The 21,090-nt window shown below is 44.5% G+C and carries 28 protein-coding genes; 25 read left to right on the plus strand and 3 right to left on the minus strand.

From position 1 onward, the window contains the following. Position 1 precedes the first annotated feature (1 nt). The 18 genes from rpsQ to rplQ all read left to right on the plus strand — a co-directional run bounded on the left by rpsQ (position 2) and on the right by rplQ (position 8,951). On the plus strand, positions 2-262 hold the full coding sequence (gene rpsQ / locus E0D70_RS14435) for a 30S ribosomal protein S17 (protein ID WP_133012990.1): 261 nt from the start codon (positions 2-4) through the stop codon (positions 260-262). Between the two features lie 52 nt (positions 263-314). Then, positions 315-683: a 50S ribosomal protein L14 gene (rplN, locus tag E0D70_RS14440; RefSeq protein ID WP_133012991.1), complete on the plus strand. Its 369-nt coding sequence runs from the start codon at positions 315-317 to the stop codon at positions 681-683. A 17-nt stretch (positions 684-700) separates the two neighbouring features. Continuing rightward, positions 701-1,018 carry a 50S ribosomal protein L24 gene (gene rplX, locus E0D70_RS14445; RefSeq protein ID WP_133012992.1) on the plus strand — a complete coding sequence of 106 codons (318 nt, stop codon included), beginning with the start codon at positions 701-703 and terminating at the stop codon, positions 1,016-1,018. 17 nt (positions 1,019-1,035) lie between these two features. Further along, positions 1,036-1,575 carry a 50S ribosomal protein L5 gene (gene rplE, locus E0D70_RS14450; protein WP_133012993.1) on the plus strand — a complete coding sequence of 180 codons (540 nt, stop codon included), beginning with the start codon at positions 1,036-1,038 and terminating at the stop codon, positions 1,573-1,575. Between the two features lie 12 nt (positions 1,576-1,587). Continuing rightward, positions 1,588-1,893 carry a 30S ribosomal protein S14 gene (gene rpsN, locus E0D70_RS14455; protein ID WP_036163133.1) on the plus strand — a complete coding sequence of 102 codons (306 nt, stop codon included), beginning with the start codon at positions 1,588-1,590 and terminating at the stop codon, positions 1,891-1,893. Positions 1,894-2,021: 128 nt separating this feature from the next. Continuing rightward, the gene (rpsH, locus tag E0D70_RS14460; RefSeq protein ID WP_133012994.1) at positions 2,022-2,414 is read left to right on the plus strand and encodes a 30S ribosomal protein S8; all 393 of its coding nucleotides are present in this window, start codon (positions 2,022-2,024) and stop codon (positions 2,412-2,414) included. Between the two features lie 8 nt (positions 2,415-2,422). Next, on the plus strand, positions 2,423-2,956 hold the full coding sequence (rplF, locus tag E0D70_RS14465) for a 50S ribosomal protein L6 (protein WP_133012995.1): 534 nt from the start codon (positions 2,423-2,425) through the stop codon (positions 2,954-2,956). A 10-nt stretch (positions 2,957-2,966) separates the two neighbouring features. Next, positions 2,967-3,317 (plus strand): 50S ribosomal protein L18, encoded by a 351-nt coding sequence (rplR, locus tag E0D70_RS14470; protein WP_133012996.1) that lies wholly within the window; start codon positions 2,967-2,969, stop codon positions 3,315-3,317. Between the two features lie 11 nt (positions 3,318-3,328). Continuing rightward, a complete protein-coding gene (gene rpsE / locus E0D70_RS14475) occupies positions 3,329-3,829 on the plus strand; it encodes a 30S ribosomal protein S5 (RefSeq protein ID WP_133012997.1) in 501 nt (166 codons plus the stop codon). Positions 3,830-3,835: 6 nt separating this feature from the next. After that, the gene (gene rpmD / locus E0D70_RS14480) at positions 3,836-4,021 is read left to right on the plus strand and encodes a 50S ribosomal protein L30 (RefSeq protein ID WP_012071918.1); all 186 of its coding nucleotides are present in this window, start codon (positions 3,836-3,838) and stop codon (positions 4,019-4,021) included. Position 4,022: 1 nt separating this feature from the next. Next, positions 4,023-4,457 (plus strand): 50S ribosomal protein L15, encoded by a 435-nt coding sequence (gene rplO, locus E0D70_RS14485; RefSeq protein WP_133012998.1) that lies wholly within the window; start codon positions 4,023-4,025, stop codon positions 4,455-4,457. After that, complete coding sequence (secY, locus tag E0D70_RS14490) at positions 4,458-5,789, plus strand: preprotein translocase subunit SecY (protein ID WP_133012999.1); 1,332 nt, start codon at positions 4,458-4,460, stop codon at positions 5,787-5,789. It abuts the gene before it with no gap. An 18-nt stretch (positions 5,790-5,807) separates the two neighbouring features. Then, positions 5,808-5,921, plus strand: a complete 114-nt coding sequence (rpmJ, locus tag E0D70_RS14495; protein ID WP_133013000.1) for a 50S ribosomal protein L36 — start codon at positions 5,808-5,810, stop codon at positions 5,919-5,921. Between the two features lie 120 nt (positions 5,922-6,041). Beyond that, positions 6,042-6,398 (plus strand): 30S ribosomal protein S13, encoded by a 357-nt coding sequence (gene rpsM / locus E0D70_RS14500; RefSeq protein WP_133004488.1) that lies wholly within the window; start codon positions 6,042-6,044, stop codon positions 6,396-6,398. Between the two features lie 65 nt (positions 6,399-6,463). Beyond that, positions 6,464-6,856, plus strand: a complete 393-nt coding sequence (gene rpsK / locus E0D70_RS14505; protein ID WP_012071913.1) for a 30S ribosomal protein S11 — start codon at positions 6,464-6,466, stop codon at positions 6,854-6,856. 16 nt (positions 6,857-6,872) lie between these two features. After that, the gene (gene rpsD, locus E0D70_RS14510) at positions 6,873-7,493 is read left to right on the plus strand and encodes a 30S ribosomal protein S4 (RefSeq protein ID WP_133013001.1); all 621 of its coding nucleotides are present in this window, start codon (positions 6,873-6,875) and stop codon (positions 7,491-7,493) included. A 33-nt stretch (positions 7,494-7,526) separates the two neighbouring features. Further along, positions 7,527-8,531 carry a DNA-directed RNA polymerase subunit alpha gene (locus E0D70_RS14515; RefSeq protein ID WP_133013002.1) on the plus strand — a complete coding sequence of 335 codons (1,005 nt, stop codon included), beginning with the start codon at positions 7,527-7,529 and terminating at the stop codon, positions 8,529-8,531. 42 nt (positions 8,532-8,573) lie between these two features. Continuing rightward, entirely contained in the window at positions 8,574-8,951 is a 378-nt protein-coding gene (rplQ, locus tag E0D70_RS14520; protein WP_133013003.1) for a 50S ribosomal protein L17, read from the plus strand. A gap of 114 nt (positions 8,952-9,065) precedes the next feature. Here the strand turns inward: rplQ and uvrA are convergent, their stop codons facing one another. Then, positions 9,066-11,903, minus strand: coding sequence for an excinuclease ABC subunit UvrA (gene uvrA / locus E0D70_RS14525; RefSeq protein ID WP_133013004.1), 2,838 nt, complete (start codon positions 11,901-11,903; stop codon positions 9,066-9,068). Between the two features lie 160 nt (positions 11,904-12,063). Here uvrA and E0D70_RS14530 point away from each other — a divergent pair, with 160 nt between their 5' ends. The 5 genes from E0D70_RS14530 to cspE (E0D70_RS14550) all read left to right on the plus strand — a co-directional run bounded on the left by E0D70_RS14530 (position 12,064) and on the right by cspE (E0D70_RS14550) (position 15,532). Further along, on the plus strand, positions 12,064-13,422 hold the full coding sequence (locus E0D70_RS14530) for an MFS transporter (RefSeq protein WP_133013005.1): 1,359 nt from the start codon (positions 12,064-12,066) through the stop codon (positions 13,420-13,422). 33 nt (positions 13,423-13,455) lie between these two features. Further along, positions 13,456-14,184 carry a single-stranded DNA-binding protein gene (ssb, locus tag E0D70_RS14535; protein ID WP_133013006.1) on the plus strand — a complete coding sequence of 243 codons (729 nt, stop codon included), beginning with the start codon at positions 13,456-13,458 and terminating at the stop codon, positions 14,182-14,184. A gap of 94 nt (positions 14,185-14,278) precedes the next feature. Then, entirely contained in the window at positions 14,279-14,650 is a 372-nt protein-coding gene (locus E0D70_RS14540) for a VOC family protein (protein ID WP_133013007.1), read from the plus strand. A gap of 282 nt (positions 14,651-14,932) precedes the next feature. Then, complete coding sequence (cspE, locus tag E0D70_RS14545; RefSeq protein WP_133013008.1) at positions 14,933-15,139, plus strand: transcription antiterminator/RNA stability regulator CspE; 207 nt, start codon at positions 14,933-14,935, stop codon at positions 15,137-15,139. 186 nt (positions 15,140-15,325) lie between these two features. Further along, the gene (gene cspE, locus E0D70_RS14550) at positions 15,326-15,532 is read left to right on the plus strand and encodes a transcription antiterminator/RNA stability regulator CspE (RefSeq protein ID WP_133013008.1); all 207 of its coding nucleotides are present in this window, start codon (positions 15,326-15,328) and stop codon (positions 15,530-15,532) included. Positions 15,533-15,615: 83 nt separating this feature from the next. Here the strand turns inward: cspE (E0D70_RS14550) and E0D70_RS14555 are convergent, their stop codons facing one another. Both E0D70_RS14555 and E0D70_RS14560 read right to left on the minus strand, forming a co-directional pair. Beyond that, positions 15,616-16,686, minus strand: a complete 1,071-nt coding sequence (locus E0D70_RS14555; protein WP_207923277.1) for an alcohol dehydrogenase family protein — start codon at positions 16,684-16,686, stop codon at positions 15,616-15,618. 13 nt (positions 16,687-16,699) lie between these two features. Next, entirely contained in the window at positions 16,700-17,224 is a 525-nt protein-coding gene (locus E0D70_RS14560; protein WP_133013009.1) for a TetR/AcrR family transcriptional regulator, read from the minus strand. Between the two features lie 204 nt (positions 17,225-17,428). Between E0D70_RS14560 and smrA the strand changes: the two genes are divergently transcribed. Next, positions 17,429-18,010 (plus strand): DNA endonuclease SmrA, encoded by a 582-nt coding sequence (gene smrA / locus E0D70_RS14565; protein ID WP_133013010.1) that lies wholly within the window; start codon positions 17,429-17,431, stop codon positions 18,008-18,010. 151 nt (positions 18,011-18,161) lie between these two features. Then, a complete protein-coding gene (locus tag E0D70_RS14570) occupies positions 18,162-21,083 on the plus strand; it encodes an insulinase family protein (RefSeq protein ID WP_133013011.1) in 2,922 nt (973 codons plus the stop codon). Positions 21,084-21,090 lie beyond the last annotated feature (7 nt).

Consider the following 21,090-nt stretch of genomic DNA (forward strand, 5'->3'; position numbering starts at 1 on the left):
GATGGCAGAGACAAAACCGCGTATAGCTACTGGTAAAGTAGTCAGCGACAAAATGGATAAAACCATTACAGTACTCGTTGAACGTACGGAAAAACATCCGTTGTACGGTAAGTATGTGCGTCGTTCAAGTAAATTACACGCTCACGATGAAAACAATGAGTGCCAGATCGGTGATACTGTTAAGGTCGTTGAAACACGTCCTTACTCTAAGTCTAAGACTTGGAACCTGGTTCAAGTTGTTGAGAAAACTGCAGCTATTTAAGCTGCAATTTTCCTTCGTGAGACTTGTTATCTAATTTGATTGGAGAGCAGAAATGATTCAAACAGAATCGATGCTTGATGTTGCAGATAACAGCGGCGCAAAGCGTGTTCAGTGTATAAAAGTACTGGGTGGCTCACATCGTCGTTATGCTGCTATCGGTGACATTATTAAAGTCACAGTGAAAGAAGCGATCCCTCGTGGTCGTGTTAAGAAAGGGCAAGTTCTGAACGCAGTTGTCGTTAGGACTAAGAAAGGTGTTCGTCGTCCTGATGGTTCTGTAATCCGTTTTGATGTAAACTCAGCGGTTCTATTGAATGCTGCAGGACAGCCACTTGGTACTCGTATCTTTGGCCCTGTAACACGTGAGTTGCGAACTGAGCAGTTCATGAAAATTGTTTCTCTTGCACCTGAAGTGCTGTAAGAGGGAAGGGGACATTTATGCGTAAGATCAAACGTGACGACGAAGTAATCGTGATTGCAGGTAAAGATAAAGGCAAACGCGGTAAAGTTGTTAAAGTAGTAGACGAAAGCCGAGTTCTTGTTTCTGGTATCAATATGATGAAGAAGCACGAAAAGCCAAACCCTATGAAGGGTTCGACTGGCGGAATCGTTGAAAAAGAAGCACCTATCCAGGTTTCTAACGTAGCTATTTATAATAATGCTACAGACAAAGCGGATCGCGTCGGCTTTAAATTGAATGAAGATGGTACGAAAGTACGTATTTTTAAATCAAACAGTGAAGCGATCGACGCCTAAGAGCGAGAATTATAGCCATGGCGAGACTTAAGCAAGTTTATAAAGATAATGTTGTATCTGCTCTTACTGAAGAGTTTGCATACAAGAATGTGATGGAAGTGCCGAAAATCACTAAAATCACATTGAATATGGGTGTTGGTGAAGCTATCGCAGACAAGAAACTTCTTGAAAATGCGGTAAACGATCTTGAAGCACTTAGCGGCCAAAAAGTTGTAGTAACTAAGGCTCGTAAATCAGTAGCAGGCTTTAAAATCCGTGACGGTTACCCGATCGGTTGTAAAGTTACTCTACGTGGTGAGCGTATGTGGGATTTCTTCGACCGTTTGGTTGATGTAGCTATTCCACGTATTCGTGACTTTCGTGGACTTAATCCTAAGTCTTTTGATGGTCGTGGTAACTACAGCATGGGCGTTAAAGAGCAGATCATCTTCCCTGAAATCGATTACGATAAAGTGGACCGTGTACGTGGTATGGATATTACCATTACGACGACTGCTCGTACCGACGAAGAAGGTCGTGCTTTGCTAGCCGCCTTTAGTTTCCCATTCAAGAAATAAGAGGTAGGAATCATGGCAAAGATCTCAATGATTCAACGCGAAGCAAAACGCACCAAATTAGTAGCTAAGTATGCTGAAAAGCGTGCTGCTCTAAAAGCGATCATTAGCGACGTTAATGCATCGGACGATGAAAAGTGGGAAGCTAGCTTGAAACTTCAAGCGCTTCCACGCGATTCGTCTTCTTCTCGCCAGCGTAACCGTTGTCAAATAACGGGTCGCCCACATGGTGTTTATCGTAAGTTTGGTTTATCAAGAATCAAACTTCGAGAAGCTGCTATGCGCGGTGATGTACCAGGCTTGAAGAAAGCTAGTTGGTAAGCAAGTAGAGCACGATCATAATACATGACAGTGGGTGGGGTGTCTAAAAGCTGGACATCTTGTCCGCTGCTGTGTACTATGCGCGAGCTCTATTTGCTGCACAATGGTTTTTAATTAGGAGCTCTTTAATGAGTATGCAAGATACCCTTGCGGATATGTTTACACGTATTCGTAATGCACAGATGGCTGCAAAGACCTCTGTGAGCATGCCTTCATCAAAAATGAAGACATCTGTCGCTGCAGTTCTACAAGAAGAAGGTTACGTAGGTAACTTTTCTGTAGACGAAGCGATTAAACCGACCCTTACTATCGAGTTGAAATACTACGAAGGTAAGCCGGTTATCGAACAAATTAAACGCGCATCACGCCCAAGTTTGCGTCAATACAAAGGTCACACTGCACTACCTAAAGTAGAAGCAGGCCTTGGTGTTGCAATCATATCTACCTCTAAAGGTGTTATGACAGACCGTGCAGCTCGCGCTGCTGGTATCGGCGGTGAAGTAATCTGCACAGTATTCTAGGAGTTAGTATGTCTCGAGTTGCTAATAGTCCCGTGACGCTTCCTAGTGGTGTAGATCTAACCCTAAATGGCCAAACTGTTGTTGTTAAAGGCGGCAAAGGTTCATTAGAGTTTAATGTTCACACAAGCGTACAAGTGTCTAAAGAAGAAAATGTTATCACCTTCGCTGCCCGCGATGGTGCAAAACAAAGCCGTGCCTTAGCTGGTACAACTCGCGCTTTGGTCAACAACATGGTTGTTGGTGTAAGCCAAGGTTTTGAGAAAAAATTGCTTCTTCAAGGTGTTGGTTATCGTGCTGCCCTAAAAGGTAAAGTACTTAACCTGTCTTTGGGTTTTTCTCACCCAGTAGACTATGAACTACCTGAAGGCATTACAGCTGAATGTACTTCACAGACAGAGATTGTGATCAGGGGTGTTGATAAACAAGCCGTTGGCCAGGTCGCTGCAGAAGTTCGCGGTTTCCGTCCACCAGAGCCTTATAAAGGCAAGGGTGTTCGCTATGCTGACGAAAATGTTCGTCGTAAAGAAGCTAAGAAGAAGTAGGTAAGCATTCATGAACACTAAGAAACAATCTCGAATTCGTCGTGCACGCCGTGCACGCCTACATATTCGTGAACTAGGTGCGAATCGTCTTACTGTACATCGCACACCACGTCATATGTATGCTCAAGTGATTTCTTCATGTGGTAGCAAAGTGCTAGCAAGCGCTTCTACTCTAGAAGAAAATCTACGTGCTACAGCGACTGGCAACAAAGAAGCGGCTAAACAAGTCGGTACTTTGATTGCTACACGCGCTAAAGAAGCAGGTGTCACTTCGGTCGCTTTTGACCGTTCTGGCTTCAAATACCATGGCCGCGTTCAAGCTCTTGCTGACGCAGCTCGTGAAGCCGGTCTAGAGTTCTAAAGGGGTAGCAAATGGCAGTTAACGATCAACAAACTAGCGACCTCCAAGAGAAGCTAGTTCAAGTAAACCGCGTTGCTAAAGTTGTAAAGGGTGGTCGTATCTTCTCTTTCACAGCTTTGACAGTCGTAGGTGATGGAAAAGGTAAGGTTGGCTTCGGTCGCGGTAAAGCGCGTGAAGTCCCTCAAGCTATCCAAAAAGCGATGGAACAAGCTCGTCGCAACATGGTTTCAGTAAGACTTGATGGTGATACGTTACAGTATCCTATTAAAGCAGTGCATGGGGCTTCTAAAGTCTACATGCAACCTGCTTCTCAAGGTACTGGTATCATCGCCGGCGGTGCAATGCGTGCAGTTCTAGAAATTGCAGGCGTTCACAACGTTTTGGCAAAATGTTACGGATCTACAAACCCAGTAAACGTAGTTCGCGCTACGATTAAAGGTTTGCAAGATATGAAAGCACCTGAGCAAATCGCGGCTAAACGCGGTAAGTCAGTCGATCAAATTTTGGGGTAATGTGTTATGGCGAATAATACCATCACAGTTCAACTAACCCGCAGCCCGATCGGTCGTCTTCCAAAGCACCGTGAAACTGTTAAAGGCTTGGGTTTGCGTAAAGTTGGCCAAACACGTGAGTTGGAAGATACTCCATCAGTACGTGGTATGGTTAATAAAGTTTATTACATGGTAAAAGTGGTAGGGGAATAACATGTTCTTAAATACACTTAGTCCTGCTGAGGGTAGCAAACATGCTCCTAAACGTGTTGGTCGCGGTATTGGTAGCGGCTTGGGCAAAACCGGCGGACGAGGCCATAAAGGTCTTAAATCTCGTTCTGGTGGCTCAGTAAAACCTGGTTTTGAAGGTGGTCAAATGCCTTTGCAGCGTCGTCTGCCAAAATTTGGTTTTACTTCACGTCAAGCAAAGTATGTTGCTGAAGTTCGTTTAAACGAACTTACTGCTGTAAATGCTGAAGTTGTAGATTTGGCAGCTCTTAAAAGCGCCGACATTCTTGGTCATCAAATTAAGACAGCTCGTGTAATTTTGTCAGGTTCTATCGACAAAGCAATTACTGTTCGTGGTCTTAAAGTGACTAAAGGTGCTCGTGCCGCTATTGAAGCTGCTGGCGGAAAAGTCGAGGAATAGATGGCAAAGCGTGGCTCACTACCAGCTGGAATGCAAAACGGATTAAGCGAACTTTGGTCGCGTATTCGTTTCGTTTTCATAGCAATTATTGTATACCGAATTGGTGCACACATTCCTGTCCCGGGTATTAACCCTGATAGATTGTCTGCCCTGTTTAACCAAAATGAAGGCACAATTCTGAGTTTATTTAACGTATTCTCAGGGGGCGCGCTCGAGCGTATGAGTATTTTTGCGCTTGGTATTCTGCCCTATATTTCTGCCTCTATTATTATGCAGTTATTAACGGTTGTGAGTCCGCAACTAGAGCAGTTGAAGAAAGAGGGTGAAGCGGGTCGTCGCAAGATAACTCAGTACACTCGCTACGGTACTGTTCTTTTGGCACTTGTTCAGTCTGCCTCCATGGCAGTCGGTTTGGCCAGTCAGGGTATTTCGTTTAGTAATGGTATTGAGTTTTATGGCGTTGCTGTAGTTACTCTAGTTGCTGGAACGGTTTTCTTGATGTGGCTTGGCGAACAAGTGACAGAGAAAGGGATTGGTAATGGTATTTCTATTATCATTTTCTCCGGTATTGTTGCTGGCTTACCTTCTGCTCTAGGCCGTTCATTTGAGTCGGCTCGTCAAGGCGATATTAATATTCTTGCCTTATTGTTGATTGGTATTATTGCCGTGGCAACTATCGCGCTCGTTGTTTTCATCGAACGTGGTCAGCGTCGTATTACGGTTAATTATGCTAAACGTCAGCAAGGCAATAAAGTGTTTGCTGCACAAAAGAGTCATTTGCCACTTAAAGTGAATATGGCGGGTGTTATCCCACCTATATTTGCTTCAAGTATCCTTTTGTTCCCTGCTTCGATCGGTCAATGGTTTGGTCAAGGCAAAGGAATGGAATGGTTGCAAAATATTTCTTTGGCTCTCGCTCCTGGGCAACCTCTCTATGTGTTGTTGTTTTCGATAGCAATCGTTTTCTTTTGCTTCTTTTATACAGCGCTAGTGTTCAACCCTAAAGATGTGGCAGATAATTTAAAAAAATCCGGTGCTTTTTTACCGGGTATTCGTCCAGGCGATCATACAGCTCGATATATTGATGGTGTAATGACCCGTTTGACATTGTTTGGTGCTTTATACATCACTCTAGTGTCTCTGATGCCTCAGTTCTTTGTTGTTGCGTGGAATGTTCCATTCTACTTTGGCGGTACTTCGTTGTTAATCATCGTTGTTGTTGTCATGGACTTTATGTCCCAAGTTCAAAGTCATTTGATGAGTCATCAATACGAGTCGTTAATGAAGAAGTCTAATCTGACTGGTTATGGTCAAAATGGCCTAATGCGATAGCATAGGTTGGAGTTGAACATGAAAGTACGTGCATCTGTAAAAAAAATCTGTCGTAACTGTAAAATCGTTCGTCGTAACGGTGCAGTTCGAGTGATTTGCTCTGAGCCTCGTCACAAACAGCGTCAAGGTTAATTGCGAGTTAGCTCAATGATAGGGAAGGGTGGTTGATTTATGGCCTAAAGATAGGCATAATCAGCCGCCCTCATGAAAGCAAAGTGATGATTAATCATCCATAACAACGGAGTAAATTGAATGGCTCGTATAGCCGGTGTCAATATTCCTGACAATAAACATGCGGTCATTTCTCTGACTTACATCTTCGGAATTGGTCGCACTCGTTCGCGCGCAATTTGCGCCGCGTCAGGTGTTGCAGAAACTACGAAAATCGGTTCATTAAGTGATGATATTCTTGATGAACTTCGTGGTGAAGTTGCTAAGTATACTGTAGAGGGTGATCTACGCCGTGAAGTCAGCATGTCTATTAAACGTCTGATGGATCTTGGCTGTAATCGTGGTATTCGTCATCGCCGCAGCCTACCTGTTCGTGGTCAACGTACCAAAACGAACGCTCGTACACGGAAAGGCCCTCGTAAGCCTATTCGTAAGTAATATAAACGCGTTTCGCTCTAGCTGCTAAGACAGCAAGAGCTGAGCATTAAATAGGAAAGTGCAATATGGCTAAGCCAGCTACGCGCAATACCAAGAAAAAAGTCAAAAAGACGGTTGTTGATGGTGTTGCTCATGTACATGCATCATTTAACAACACTATCGTGACTATCACCGATCGCCAAGGCAACGCTTTGTCTTGGGCTACTGCAGGTGGTTCTGGTTTTCGCGGATCTCGTAAAAGTACACCATTCGCAGCTCAAGTAGCAGCGGAACGTGCCGGTACTGTCGCACAAGAATTTGGCCTTAAAAACGTCGACGTAATGATTAAGGGCCCTGGTCCTGGTCGTGAGTCCGCAGTTCGTGCATTGAATGCATTGGGCTTGCGTATTAATAACATCACAGATGTGACGCCAATCCCGCACAACGGTTGTCGTCCACCTAAGAAACGTCGCGTTTAACTGAGGAGACAGATACATGGCTCGTTATATAGGTCCAACTTGTAAATTGTCTCGTCGTGAAGGCACCGACTTGCAATTGAAGAGCGGTTCACGCGCTCTTGAGTCAAAATGTAAAGCAGATACGGTTCCTGGTGTGCACGGTGCACGTCGCAGTCGTCTTTCTGATTACGGCTTACAATTACGTGAGAAACAAAAAGTTCGCCGTATGTACGGTGTTCTTGAGAAACAATTTAGTAATTACTACAAATCTGCTGCTCGTCTAAAAGGCGCGACTGGTGAGAACCTTTTGCAACTTTTGGAATCACGTTTAGATAACGTTGTTTACCGCGCAGGTTTTGGTTCTACACGTGCGGAAGCTCGTCAACTAGTAGGCCATAAAGGCATTCTAGTAAATGGCGCTACGGTTAACATTCCATCTTACCAAGTTCAAGCTGGTGATGTTGTGTCTATCCGTGAAAAAGCTAAGAAGCAATTGCGTATTCAAAGCGCACTAGAGCTATCTAAAAATCGCACATCGATCCATTGGATCGAAGTTGATACAACTAAACTGGAAGCAACTTATAAAGCTGTTCCAGAACGTGCCGATTTATCAGCTGAAATTAATGAGAACCTAATTGTCGAACTTTACTCTAAGTAAGTTGGTGATTAGGATTAAGAAATAGGTGGATCTATGCAGCGTTCAGTGAGCGAATTGTTAACCCCACGCAACATTGAAGTTCAAGAATTAGGCAAAACGCGAGCTAAAGTTACATTACAACCACTAGAACGTGGTTTTGGTCATACTTTAGGTAATGCGTTGCGTCGTATTCTATTGTCTTCAATGCCTGGTTGTGCAATTGTTGAAGTTGAAATCGACGGTGTATTGCATGAATACAGCGCAATTGAAGGGGTTAAAGAAGATGTCATTGAAATTCTTCTTAACCTGAAAGGAGTTGCGATCGCTCTACACGGGCAAGATGAAGCAACTCTTACTTTAAGTAAAAAAGGTCCTGGTATCGTAACAGCTGGTGATATTCAGTTAGTTGCTGATGCAGAGATCGCTAACCCAGACCATGTACTTGCCCACTTGGACGATACTGCTGAACTTTCTATGCAGATCAAAGTGGCTCGTGGTCGCGGTTATGAGCCTGCTGACGCTCGTGTTGCTAGCGACGATGAGACTCGTCCTATTGGTCGCTTGCAACTGGATGCCTCGTTCAGCCCTGTTCGTCGTGTAGCCTACAGTGTTGATAATGCTCGAGTTGAGCAACGTACTGATCTTGATAAGCTAGTTTTAGATATCGAGTCAAATGGTACGATTGACCCTGAAGAAGCTATCCGTCGCGCAGCGACTATTTTACAACAGCAAATCGCTGTCTTTGTCGCCCTTGAAAGCGAAAGCGAAGCGCCTGTTGTGGAAGAAGAGGATGAGATTGATCCAATTTTGCTACGCCCGGTTGATGATCTTGAGTTAACCGTTCGCAGTGCTAATTGTTTGAAAGCAGAGAACATTTATTACATCGGTGATTTGATTCAACGTACTGAGGTTGAGCTTCTTAAGACGCCTAACCTAGGTAAAAAGTCGTTAACTGAAATCAAAGATGTTTTAGCACAGCGTGGTTTGTCTTTGGGAATGCGTTTAGAGAACTGGCCACCGGCTAGTTTGAAAGACGATAGCAAGGTACTAGCTCGCTAGGTCATTGTTCCCTGACCACCGTAGTTTGGTAAGGAATATAAAATGCGTCATCGTAAGAGTGGTCGTCACTTAAACCGTACTAGCTCTCATCGTAAAGCGATGTTTAAAAATATGGCTGCTTCTTTGTTCGAGCACGAAGTTATTAAAACTACGTTGCCGAAAGCCAAAGAACTTCGCCGTGTTGCAGAGCCTTTGATTACCCTGGCGAAAGAAGATTCCGTTGCGAATCGTCGCCTTGCCTTTGCTCGTACTCGTAGCAAAGATGCAGTAGGTAAATTGTTCACAGAACTTGGTCCTCGTTACCAAGCTCGTCCTGGCGGTTACATTCGCATTTTAAAATGTGGATTCCGTTCAGGTGACAATGCACCTATGGCTTACGTTGAATTGGTCGATCGACCAGTTGCGGAAGCAGCTGAGTAATATCAGTTTGTAACAAAAAAGCCGAGCTTATAGCTCGGCTTTTTTTGTGTCTGAAATTTGTGTAAAAAAGCGGCATAGCCGCTTTTTTGTTCAATGAATTATGGGGTTAATGCTTCATTGTTTATTTTTCTCGGCTAGCATTCCTTTTAAGAAGCGACCGGTATGAGAGCGGGTTGATTCTGCTACCTCTTCTGGTGTCCCTTCTGCAATGATATAGCCACCGCCGCTGCCGCCTTCTGGTCCAAGATCTACAACCCAGTCAGCCGTTTTTATCACATCTAGATTATGTTCAATGACGACAACGGTATTGCCGTGATCTCGTAAGCGATGTAATACCTTCAGAAGCTGCTCTATATCGGCAAAATGCAATCCGGTGGTTGGTTCATCAAGGATATATAAGGTCTGACCTGTATCGCGCTTAGACAGTTCTTTTGCTAGCTTCACACGTTGTGCTTCACCACCAGATAGCGTTGTCGCGGCTTGTCCTAGCTTTATATAGCCTAGGCCAACATCAATCAAGGTTTGCAGTTTACGTGCAATAGAGGGAACGGCATCGAAAAAGTCTCTGGCATCTTCAATGGTCATATCTAAACATTGATGAATATTTTTGTTTTTATAATGAATTTCGAGCGTTTCACGGTTATAACGTTTCCCCTTACAGATGTCACAAGGAACATAGACATCCGGTAAGAAATGCATTTCAACCTTTATCACTCCGTCGCCTTGGCAGGCTTCACAACGACCACCTTTCACGTTAAAGCTAAAACGCCCTGGCTTATAGCCGCGGGAACGCGCTTCTTGAGTGGCTGCAAACAACTCTCGCATCGGCGTGAAGATGCCTGTGTAAGTTGCTGGATTAGAACGTGGTGTTCTACCAATGGGGCTTTGGTTTATATCTACGCATTTATCGAACAGATCTAACCCTTCAATACGATCATGGGGCGCCGCTTTCAGGGTGGTTGCACCATTTAATGCGGTTGATGCCAATGGATATAGGGTGCCGTTTATCAGAGTTGATTTACCTGAGCCAGACACGCCGGTGACACAGGTCATGATACCGACGGGAATTTTTAGATCCACGTTGTTTAGGTTGTTTCCTGTTGCACCAATCAAGTTTAGTGATTGTCCATTTTTTGCTTTGTTTCTGGTGGAAGGTATTTCAATTTTACGTTTGCCGGTCAAGAATTGACCGGTTACTGAGTTCTCGCAATCCATCACATCTTGTGGTGTGCCACTAACAATCACTTCGCCACCATGAATGCCGGCACCAGGGCCAATGTCGACGACAAAATCAGCGACACGAATCGCATCTTCATCATGTTCCACGACAATGACGGTATTACCAAGGTCTCGTAAGCGAGTAAGCGTTTCAATCAAACGCTCATTATCTCGTTGGTGAAGCCCGATAGAAGGCTCATCAAGTATATACATAACCCCAACTAATCCAGCGCCAATTTGACTCGCTAGGCGAATACGTTGGGCTTCGCCTCCTGATAAGGAGTCGGCTTTTCGGTCTAGGGTTAAGTAATCCAATCCCACATTAACTAAGAAGGTCAATCGATCGCAAATTTCTTTGAGAATTTTTGACGCGATTTCACCGCGTGCGCCAGGAAGTTCCAGTGCTTCAAAATAATGAAGGCATTCGGCAATTGGGTAAGTCACTATTTCAGGCAAGGTCTGTTCATTAATAAATACGTTTCTTGCTGAGCGATTAAGTCGTGAGCCATGACAGTCTGGGCACGACTGAGTACTAATGTATTGGGACAAGTCTTCTCTAACACTGTCAGACTCTGTCTCATGATAACGACGCTGAAGGTTCGGTAATACACCCTCAAAGGCATGAGATCGAATCATTTTGTCACCGCGTTCATTGATGTAAACAAAATCTATTTTATCTTTGCCTGAGCCTTTTAGAATTTTATTTTGAAATTCTATTGGAATGTCTTTAAATTTAGCTTCTACATCAAAGCCATAGTGCTTTGCTAATGCTGTCAATTGCTGGTAGTAAAAAATACTGCGTCGTCCCCAGCCGCGAATGGCGCCTTCAGCAAGGGTTAATGTGCCGTCTTGAATGATGCGATCTGGATCAAATAGTTGATGAGTGCCTAAGCCGTCACAGGTCTGGCATGCTCCATTCGGGTTATTAAATGAGAATAAACGAGGCTCAAGCTCCGTTAAGCTGTAGCCACAAACCGGGCAAGCAAATTTACTTGAGAAAATGTGAATGTCCTTGTCGTCGTCCATATTGAGAACTTTAGCGATGCCGTCTGACAGAGCCAGACAGGTTTCAAAGGACTCAGCTAGACGTAATTTAAGGTCGCTACGAACTTTAAATCGATCAATGACAACTTCGATAGTATGTTTCTTATTCTTTTCTAAAGCTGGAGCATCGTCTAAATCGACAACGATTCCATCAATGCGTGCGCGAATAAATCCCTTAGATAACAAGTCACTAAGAATATGAAGGTGCTCACCTTTACGATCCTTTACGATCGGTGCGAGCAACATCATTTTAGTTTCCTCAGGTAGGGAGATTATCTTGTCAACCATTTGTGATATGGTCTGCGCTTCAAGAGGTTCGCCATGATCAGGACAGCGTGGTTGACCTGCTCGTGCAAATAAGAGGCGGAGGTAATCATAAATCTCTGTGATAGTTCCGACTGTTGAGCGCGGGTTATGTGATGTAGATTTCTGTTCAATAGATATGGCTGGGGAAAGTCCTTCGATATGATCTATATCTGGCTTTTCCATCATGGATAAAAATTGACGAGCATATGTCGAAAGGGATTCTACATAGCGTCGTTGGCCTTCTGCATATAGTGTATCGAAGGCGAGAGAAGATTTACCCGAACCTGACAGTCCTGTGATCACCACTAGTTTGTCTCTGGGGATGTCTAAGTCCACATTCTTAAGATTGTGGGTGCGAGCTCCGCGTATGGTGATGGTATCCATGAGTCTCCAAATAGTTTTTTAGCTACAGAAATTAACATCGTTATTGTTGGTGGAATAACTGTCTATTTTTACAGTACTTGAAATAGAGCTTCAACGATATTTTAGGTAAAATAGGCATCTTTCTTTTTTAAACCCTAAGTTGAGTGGTTGTAATCTCCTTATGGATGTACTCGAACGTCGTTCTGTTCTCGCACTAGCATCAGTGTATTTATTTAGAATGCTAGGTCTTTTCCTTATTATGCCGGTTATTAGTGTAGCCGCCGATGGCTTAACAGGGTCGGATGCTGCCTTAATTGGTACCGCAATTGGTATCTACGGTTTCACTCAAGCTTGTCTACAAATCCCGATGGGAATGTGGTCGGATCGTATCGGTCGTAAGCGTGTGATTGTTATTGGCTTATTATTGTTTGCTTTGGGGAGTTTGATTTGCGCCAACGCGACCGATATTAGTGTTCTCATTATCGGTCGAGCCGTGCAGGGCGCTGGCGCCATTGCCAGTACATTAATGGCATTGCTGAGTGATGTCACTCGGGAGCAAAACCGAACTAAGGCAATGGCCACCGTTGGTATCAGTATCGGTGCCTCTTTCATGCTGTCGTTGGTATTGGGCCCCTGGATATTCGATCTTATTGGTTTGTCAGGGCTGTTTTACTTATCCTTCGGTTTTTCTTTCCTAGGTATCGCGTTAGTACTCTTCATGGTGCCAAACGTGGTTCAGCATACTTTCCGTCGAGATACGACGCCCAGTGCTATAGCCTTAGGAAAAGTACTTAAAGATAGTAAGTTGCGCTTTTTAAATATTAGCGTCTTGTTACTGCATTCAAGTCTCACGGCATTATTTGTCACTGTGCCTCACTTACTAATCACTCGATTTGGCCTTCCTTTGGCTCACCATAGCTGGTTGTATCTGGCGATCATGGGTTTTGCTTTTGTTGGTATGGTACCATTGGTAATAATTGCCGAAGCTAAAGGTAAAATGAAAGAAGTGGTGTTCGGTGTTGTTGTATTGTTGGGCTTTAGTACTTTGTTGTTGCAATGGGCTCCCTATTTATGGGCTTTTGGACTTCTTTTATGGGCTTATTTCGTCGGTTTTAATACCCTAGAAGCAACATTACCTTCTTTAATTAGTAAGTTAGCCCCAGTTGGTTATCGTGGAACTGCTATGGGGGTTTTTTCTACCCATCAGTTTTTAGGTTCCTTTATCGGAGGCGTTGGTGGTGGTTGGCTATTACAGTACTCTTCCAGCAACAGTTTATTTCTTGTCGTCGGATTAGTATTGCTGTTGTGGTCGATAGTTTGCTTATACCAGCCTACAATACAACAACTGAGCAGCATGGCATTTAGCCTACCAGAAGGCGATGATGCGGCTATAAAACTGTTTGCAGACCAGCTTTCCCATGTGGAAGGCGTGGAAGATATGCAGATTTTCATAGATGAGCGCACAGCTTATCTTAAAGTAGACAAAAAAATACTCGATAAAGAGACATTGCAGCGCCTTGCGCCGCAAGTAAACCTTTAAAGATGATAATGAATTATTTAGTTGGAGAGCGTCATGGCACGTGGAATTAACAAGGTTATCTTAATTGGTAACGCTGGCAATGATGCCGAAGTGCGTTTTATGCCATCGGGTGCAGCGGTTGCAAATGTAAATATCGCGACATCAGAAAGCTGGCGCGATAAGCAAACTGGACAAATGCAAGAACGTACTGAATGGCACCGGGTTGCCTTCATGGACCGCGGTAATTTCCGCTTAGGTCAGATTGCGGGTGACTTTATCAAAAAAGGCTCAAAAGTTTACGTAGAAGGTTCTTTACGTACGCGTGAGTGGGAAAAAGACGGCATCAAACGTTACACAACAGAAATCGTAGCAAACGAAATGCAGTTACTTGATGGCCGTGGTGATAACAGCAATGGCGGCCAGCAAGGCGGTTATGATTCAGGTTCGCAAGGTGGTTATAGTAACAACCAAGCGCCTCAGCAAGGTGGTTACAACCAAGCACCCGCTCAGCAAGCACCACAGCAAGGTTTTAATCAGCCACAGCAAGGTGGCTATAACCAAGCACCTGCTCAGCAAGCGCCCCAACAAGCTGCGCCGCAGGCTCAGCCACAATCTTTTGGTAGTTGGGGTAATGCACCACAACAAGCACCTGCGCAACAAGCTGCTCCGCAGCAACGTGCGCCACAGCAAGCCGCTCCTGCTCCTCAGCGTGCTCCAGCACCTGAACCAAAGCCTCAGCAAGCGCCAAACTTTGACGACTTCGATGACGATATTCCTTTCTAAATATCTGAATGCATAAAGTCTAGAGTTAACTCGAAAGTCCCTTTATAGGGACTTTTTTGTATCATATCGCCATTTTCAAACTTAGGATTAAGTCATGCTTTTAGGTGTCACGCTCGGAACGAACGATCTCACTAAGGCGAGTGCCTTTTACGATGCGGTGTTAAGAACACTTAACATGGTCAGAACGATGACGGTTGATGGAGAAGTAGGTTACGGTGTGGTTGGCGGTGCGAGTTGCTTTTGGGTGCTGACGCCATTCAATAAACAGCAGGCGACAATCGGTAATGGTGTGCAAGTGACGTTTCAGGCGTCGAATAATGACGAAGTCGAGGCATTTTATCGTACCGCATTAGCGTGTGGTGGAACCGATGAGGGCGCGCCAGGTTATCGCTATCGCCCTAATTATTTTGGTGCCTATTGTCGGGATTTAGACGGTAATAAATTGCATGTTATGTATGAGAATTAATTATTTCGGTATTAAGTGTATTCTAGGGTAGGTTTTAACGCTTATTTTGAGTTGTTAGCTATTTACTCTGGCGAAGGTTTTAGATAAAACTTGCTATATAGTCTCGCTTGATGTTATTGTAATTTCAGTGGGTCAATAGAAAGCCCTGTTTATTTGTACGTACCTCGTTGTTATTAGTAATAATTCTTCGCGTTATCCTCAGTTAAATATTTGTTTTCTTGATACTCAATCGCCTAATTTTATAGGCACAACTTAACTTTATTAATATCTAGGATATCTATTATGTCTACAACAACTGGTACAGTAAAATGGTTTAACGAAACTAAAGGTTTCGGTTTCATCGAACAAGAATCTGGTCCTGACGTTTTCGCTCATTTCAGCGCAATTGTTAGTGATGGATTCAAAACATTGGCTGAAGGTCAACGTGTAGAATTTACTGTTACACAAGGCCAAAAAGGCCCACAAGCAGAAAATATTGTTTGTATCTAAATTTTTTAATTAGTGGGCTTTTTAGTCCACTTGTTAATACTAGTTTGAAAGAAAGACCTGTTTATTGTACGTACCACGTTGTTATTAGTAATAATTCATCGCGTTATCCTCAGTTAAATATCAGTTTTCTTCATGCTTAATCGCCTTATTTTGGGCACACTTTTATTAATTTCTAGGATATCTATTATGTCTACAACAACTGGTACAGTAAAATGGTTTAACGAAACTAAAGGTTTCGGTTTCATCGAACAAGAATCTGGTCCTGACGTTTTCGCTCATTTCAGCGCAATTGTTAGTGATGGATTCAAAACATTGGCTGAAGGCCAACGTGTAGAATTTACCGTGACACAAGGCCAAAAAGGTCCACAAGCAGAAAATATTGTTTGTATCTAAAAGCATTGTGTTAGCGTCAAAGCCCCTTTTATAGGGGCTTTTTTGTTTTTATAGGGCGCATAATTAAAGATTATAAGTACGCATTAACGCGTGGCAACCGTCAGTACTATTTTCCCTAAATGGTTTTTTTTCTGAAACGCTTCTTGTGCCTGAACGATCTCTTTTAGTGAGTAAGTTTTCGCCACCAGTGGTTTTATTTTTCCTTGCTCAAGGTAGTGAATCAAGTTTTGAAATACGTTCGGCGCTAAGACGGTGCAGCCAAATAAACTCAAATCTTTTAAATACAAGGTTCTCACATCCAGCTCAACGAATGCCCCGCCAATAGCACCAGAAACGGCATAGCGACCACCTGGGCTTAGCACTTGTAAGAAGGTCGGCCATTGCTCACCGGCAACAAGATCAATCACCACATCGACGCTATTTTCCCCCAATACAGACACTAGATCATCTTCACGAGTAACAACTTGGTCTGCGCCTATATCGGTCAAGGCTTGGCGTTTACTAGCGCTGGTAATGGCAATCACATGAGCGCCACGCGCTTTTGCTAATTGCACCGCCGCAGAGCCCACACCACCCGATGCGCCGGAAATTAAGACGCGATCTTGAGCGCAGACATTAGCTCGGCTGAGCATATTTTCTGCAGTTGAATAGGAGCACGGAAAGGATGCCAGTTCAGAATCTGATAAGTCACTTTGAATAGCGTAAGCGTGCCTGTCTGCCACCTTGGTATATTGCGCAAAACCACCATTACACTCTGAGCCGAAATAGCCTGGCGGATTGAGTGTTTCACCGTTGGCTTCTTGCAGACAGGGCTCGATAAGAACACGCTCTCCAATACGTTTTGGATTAACCTTGCTGCCAACGGCCACTATGATGCCGCAGACATCTGCCCCTTGAATAAGAGGAAACGACAAAGCCTGACCTGACCAGCTGGCGTCAGTACTATCGGCTTCTTTTTTTGAATACCACGCTAATCGAGTATTAAGATCCGTATTATTGACGCCTGCTGCAGCAACGCGAATCAACACGTCTTGGTTGCTCAGAATGGGGATAGGTAAATCATCGCGGTAGTGTAATTTGTCTGTGTCGCCATGTCCGGTCAGGACGATGCCACTCATTGTGTCTGGAATAGAGCTTGGAATAGTGGATGTCATAGTGGTTGGCCTTTTAGTGAGATGTTTGAGTCGTATTCATAAGTATGGACAGTGTGGTTTGAGCAGCAACGACCGCTTTTGCGCCTAAAATAGGCCACGCACTGGAAATACCTTCATGTAACAAGAACAAAGGATTGATTAAGTCTAATCTTTGGCTTTTTTCAGCTAAGAACTGACGAACTTCCTCTTTGTGTTCCTTGACGGCTTTATTAATCAGCGCGTTGTCGGGAAAAGCGGCAACGGCATTCATCGACAAACAGCCATGAGGGGCGTTTTCTGCCATCCATACCTCAAGGCGTTGAAATATATCGAATAGTGCCTGTTCAGCATTGGATGATAGCGCACTATCAAGGTAAGTAAGGTAGCGCTGGTGGCGATACGCTAGCGCGGCGACGACCATGGCTTCTTTCGACGGGTAGTGTTTATACAGAGTGCGCAAACTGACGTTGCAGGCTGTTTTCAGTTTATCCACATTTGGCTCAGCAAAGCCATATTGGCTAAAGGCAAGCTCAAGGCTGGCTGCGATTTGTTGTTTCAAAGTAGCTTTCCTAAAGAGTAGAGTGTTTATTCTACCTAGCAGGGTAGAGTAAACACTCTACCTCTGTCAATACACTGCCATTGATCTCAGCAAATTTTGTTTGAATCGAGGCGATATCTAGCGGGGATTTATCGGTATACTTGTTGCTTTTTGACGCATAGCTAGGTGCTTCAAAGGCACAGCACAAGGGAAGAGGTTGGAACAGTGAACGATGACGATGAAGCATCTTTGTTTGCTCAAGAAGTTGCAGGCATTCAGCCTTTAGAAAAAAGCGAAGTGTATCTTGGTAAGAAAGGTGCGCCGGTGGATTTTCAAGCGCGTAAACGTGCGGCTATTATGGCGAAAGAAGCCGACAGCAATCACTTGTCGCACGACTACGTTGAAAAAGTCGAACCAAACGATGTGTTAGAGTATAAGCGTTCTGGTGTGCAAGACGGCGTGTTTAAGCGTCTGCGTCAGGGGAAATACGGCATCGAGTCTCGTTTGGATCTGCACCAGAGAACCGTCGCTCAAGCGCGCGAACTGGTTTATCAGTTTGTTGAAGATTGCATGCGGAATGACATTCGTGTGGCGATTATTGTTCATGGTAAGGGCGATCGCACGCCAAACCCAGACAACCAAGCGATGATCAAAAGTTACATTAATAAGTGGTTGCGTGATTTAGACAGTGTCATGGCCTTCCACAGTGCGCAGCGTTATCATGGTGGTTTGGGTGCCGTGTATGTGCTTTTCAAAAAAAGCGAAAAAGCACGCCTTGAAAACTGGGAAAAAATCCAAAAACGCTAAAGTTTCACATAACCACCACGAAAGCATCACGGTTTATTCGTGCAGTAAAACTCACAAATTTGTTATAATTCCGGCACTTTGCGGTCTTGAGTTCCATTAGGCTGCCCCAAAACATTCCAATCACCGTATTCTAATTCACTAGAGGTAGAGAATGACTAATAGCACCGCACATCATCCTGCGTTTACTTTTCTTCGCAGCGAGTTCATCGACGCTCTAAACGTTACTGTTCAAGAGTTCGAGCACACAGTTACAGGCGCTAAACATTTTCATATCGCATCAGAGAATGACGAAAACGTTTTCTTGGTCGGATTGAAAACGGTTCCAACCGATTCTTGTGGTGTGGCACATATTCTAGAGCACACTGTATTGTGCGGCTCTGAACGTTTTCCTGTTCGCGATCCCTTCTTTATGATGATCCGTCGTTCTTTGAATACTTTCATGAACGCTTTTACATCATCAGACTGGACGGCATATCCGTTTGCCAGCAAGAACAAAAAAGATTTTCATAACCTGCTTGGTGTGTATTTGGATGCGGTGTTTTTCTCGCGTTTGGATGAGCTGGATTTCTCTCAAGAAGGCCATCGTCTTGAGTTCGCTGAACCAACCAATCCAGAGTCTGAGCTAACCTACAAAGGTGTGGTCTTCAATGAAATGAAGGGGGCGATGAGTTCGACCACCTCTGTATTGTGGCAGACACTGACCAAATACCTATTCCCAGACAATACTTACCACTTTAATTCTGGTGGTGAGCCAACGGACATCCCTGATCTTTCTTATGATGATCTATTGGCTTTTTACCGCACCCATTACCATCCATCCAATGCGGTCTTTATGACCTTTGGGGATATCCCTGCAGAAACACTGCAAGCGGAATTCGAAGATAAAGTTCTGAGCCGTTTTGAACGCTTGGCCACACAAGTCAGCGTACCAAATGTCAAACGTTACTTCTCTCCGGTTCGTGTGGAAGAAGGTTACGCCGCTGATGAAGTCAAAGAAGACGGCAGCCATGTGGTCGTTGGTTGGTTGTTGGGTGAGAGTATCGATCTTGCGCAGCAGTTCGAAGCAGAATTGCTATCGAGTGTGCTGTTGGACAACAGTGCATCACCATTACGCAGGGTGCTTGAAAGTAGCGAGCTAGGTCGTGCTCCATCGCCTTTGTGTGGCCTTGAAGACAGCAATAAAGAAATGAGTTTCATGTGTGGTCTAGAAGGCGTGAAGCGTGAAAACACCGCTCAAGTGGAAGCATTGATCCTATCGACCCTTGAAGACATCGCCAACAATGGTATTCCACAAGACATGGTCGATGCCATGCTGCATCAGCTAGAATTAAGTCAGCGTGAAGTCGGTGGCGGTAGTTACCCATACGGGTTACAGCTTATTCTAGCCGGCTTATCAACCGCGGTTCATTCTGGTGATGTGATTGCGCAATTGGATCTGGACCCTGTGATCGAAAGCATGCGCGAGAAAGTGCAGGATAAAGACTACATTCCGAATTTGATTCAAACCTTGTTGTTGTCTAATGCGCATCGCGTGACAATTACATTGAGCCCTGATGATGCCCTAGAAATGCGCCGTAATCAGTCAGAAAAAGACCGTTTAAGCAAAATCAAAGCGGCCTTGTCTGACGAAGAAAAAGCAGAAATCATTGCCCGTAGCGAAGCATTGAAAGTGCGTCAATCACAAGTGGATGACATGAGCATCTTGCCAAAAGTTGGCCTTGAAGATGTGCCTGCGCGTTTGCCTGAATATGAACATCATCAGAAAACAGGCGAGTTACCTGTGACGTTTTATCCACAGGGCACGAACGGTTTAGTCTACCAGCAGCTAGTGATTGATTTGCCGGAACTGGACGAAGAAGAAACAAGTTATTTGCCATTATTTTCCTCGTTATTCACAGAGCTAGGTGTGGGTGAGCAAGATTATCTTGCGATCCAAGAGCGCCAAGCTCAAGTGTGTGGTGGTTTGGGGGCGTCGAGCTCGATTCGCGCTAGCATTCAAGATCGTCAAAATGTGAGTGCGTATTTCGTGTTGTCGTCTAAAGCCTTGGTGCCGAATGTTGTGGCAATGAGTGAATTACTAAAAGACACTATGCTGAATGTTCGCTTTGACGAAATCAGTCGTGTAAAAGAGTTGGTGGCACAGCGTCGTTCGCGTCGTGAGCAATCGGTTACAGGTCAGGGGCATTCTCTTGCTATGACCGCTGCGTCGAGTGGTATATCAGGATTGTCCGCTCAACAAGAGCAGTGGGGCGGCATGACAGGTATTCGCAAGGCGATTGCTTTAGACGATGCAATGAAGGCAGATGATGCGGCGGTAAAAGACTTATTTGCTGTATTCTCTCGCTTGCACGCTAAATTACTGGCGGCGCCTAAGCAGATGTTGCTGGTGGCTGAACCTCAGCACGAAGCCAGCATTTTAGATGCTGTACAACCGGTGTTTGCAGACTTACCGCACGGTATGTCATCAAGCGCATTTGTGTTGCCAGCAGTGGATAGCAAGGTCAATACGGCGTGGTTAACCGCGACGCAAGTAAGCTTCTGTAGTAAGGCATATAAAACGGTCTCTGGCGAACACCCAGATGTGGCCGCATTAACGGTATTGGGCGGCTTCTTACGTAATGGTTTCCTACATCGTGTGATTCGTGAACAGGGTGGTGCTTACGGCGGTGGTGCCAGCTTCGATGGTACTAATGGTGCCTTCCGTTTCTATTCATACCGTGACCCTCGTTTAACAGAAACCTTGGCTGACTTCGATGCTTCCATTGAGTGGATGCTAACGGAAAACCATACAGGCGATGCGTTGGAAGAAGCTATATTAGGCGTTATTGGTTCAATGGATAAACCTGGCTCGCCAGCAGGCGAAGCGCAGAGTGATTTCTATGTTCAATTGCATGGTCGTTCTTTAGCTTATCGCGAAGCGTTCCGAGCGCGTATTTTGGCAGTGACCATTGAGCAATTAAAAGCGGTAACGAAAAGCTACCTAAACAAAGAAAACGAAAACGTGGCGGTGGTGACATCCACCTCGAAACGTGCGGAATTAGAAGCGTTAGGCTTCGACATTAAAACTTTATAATAAAAAC

This window comes from Marinomonas flavescens, assembly GCF_004352835.1.
Classification (GTDB): Bacteria; Pseudomonadota; Gammaproteobacteria; order Pseudomonadales; family Marinomonadaceae; genus Marinomonas; species Marinomonas flavescens.

Bases quoted from the DNA above. Each gene is read 5' to 3' on its own strand.
- rpsQ (WP_133012990.1), top strand. From the start codon at position 2: ATGGCAGAGACAAAACCGCGTATAGCTACTGGTAAAGTAGTCAGCGAC.
- rplN (WP_133012991.1), top strand. From the start codon at position 315: ATGATTCAAACAGAATCGATGCTTGATGTTGCAGATAACAGCGGCGCA.
- rplX (WP_133012992.1), top strand. From the start codon at position 701: ATGCGTAAGATCAAACGTGACGACGAAGTAATCGTGATTGCAGGTAAA.
- rplE (WP_133012993.1), top strand. From the start codon at position 1,036: ATGGCGAGACTTAAGCAAGTTTATAAAGATAATGTTGTATCTGCTCTT.
- rpsN (WP_036163133.1), top strand. From the start codon at position 1,588: ATGGCAAAGATCTCAATGATTCAACGCGAAGCAAAACGCACCAAATTA.
- rpsH (WP_133012994.1), top strand. From the start codon at position 2,022: ATGAGTATGCAAGATACCCTTGCGGATATGTTTACACGTATTCGTAAT.
- rplF (WP_133012995.1), top strand. From the start codon at position 2,423: ATGTCTCGAGTTGCTAATAGTCCCGTGACGCTTCCTAGTGGTGTAGAT.
- rplR (WP_133012996.1), top strand. From the start codon at position 2,967: ATGAACACTAAGAAACAATCTCGAATTCGTCGTGCACGCCGTGCACGC.
- rpsE (WP_133012997.1), top strand. From the start codon at position 3,329: ATGGCAGTTAACGATCAACAAACTAGCGACCTCCAAGAGAAGCTAGTT.
- rpmD (WP_012071918.1), top strand. From the start codon at position 3,836: ATGGCGAATAATACCATCACAGTTCAACTAACCCGCAGCCCGATCGGT.
- rplO (WP_133012998.1), top strand. From the start codon at position 4,023: ATGTTCTTAAATACACTTAGTCCTGCTGAGGGTAGCAAACATGCTCCT.
- secY (WP_133012999.1), top strand. From the start codon at position 4,458: ATGGCAAAGCGTGGCTCACTACCAGCTGGAATGCAAAACGGATTAAGC.
- rpmJ (WP_133013000.1), top strand. From the start codon at position 5,808: ATGAAAGTACGTGCATCTGTAAAAAAAATCTGTCGTAACTGTAAAATC.
- rpsM (WP_133004488.1), top strand. From the start codon at position 6,042: ATGGCTCGTATAGCCGGTGTCAATATTCCTGACAATAAACATGCGGTC.
- rpsK (WP_012071913.1), top strand. From the start codon at position 6,464: ATGGCTAAGCCAGCTACGCGCAATACCAAGAAAAAAGTCAAAAAGACG.
- rpsD (WP_133013001.1), top strand. From the start codon at position 6,873: ATGGCTCGTTATATAGGTCCAACTTGTAAATTGTCTCGTCGTGAAGGC.
- E0D70_RS14515 (WP_133013002.1), top strand. From the start codon at position 7,527: ATGCAGCGTTCAGTGAGCGAATTGTTAACCCCACGCAACATTGAAGTT.
- rplQ (WP_133013003.1), top strand. From the start codon at position 8,574: ATGCGTCATCGTAAGAGTGGTCGTCACTTAAACCGTACTAGCTCTCAT.
- uvrA (WP_133013004.1), bottom strand. From the start codon at position 11,903: ATGGATACCATCACCATACGCGGAGCTCGCACCCACAATCTTAAGAAT.
- E0D70_RS14530 (WP_133013005.1), top strand. From the start codon at position 12,064: ATGGATGTACTCGAACGTCGTTCTGTTCTCGCACTAGCATCAGTGTAT.
- ssb (WP_133013006.1), top strand. From the start codon at position 13,456: ATGGCACGTGGAATTAACAAGGTTATCTTAATTGGTAACGCTGGCAAT.
- E0D70_RS14540 (WP_133013007.1), top strand. From the start codon at position 14,279: ATGCTTTTAGGTGTCACGCTCGGAACGAACGATCTCACTAAGGCGAGT.
- cspE (WP_133013008.1), top strand. From the start codon at position 14,933: ATGTCTACAACAACTGGTACAGTAAAATGGTTTAACGAAACTAAAGGT.
- cspE (WP_133013008.1), top strand. From the start codon at position 15,326: ATGTCTACAACAACTGGTACAGTAAAATGGTTTAACGAAACTAAAGGT.
- E0D70_RS14555 (WP_207923277.1), bottom strand. From the start codon at position 16,686: ATGACATCCACTATTCCAAGCTCTATTCCAGACACAATGAGTGGCATC.
- E0D70_RS14570 (WP_133013011.1), top strand. From the start codon at position 18,162: ATGACTAATAGCACCGCACATCATCCTGCGTTTACTTTTCTTCGCAGC.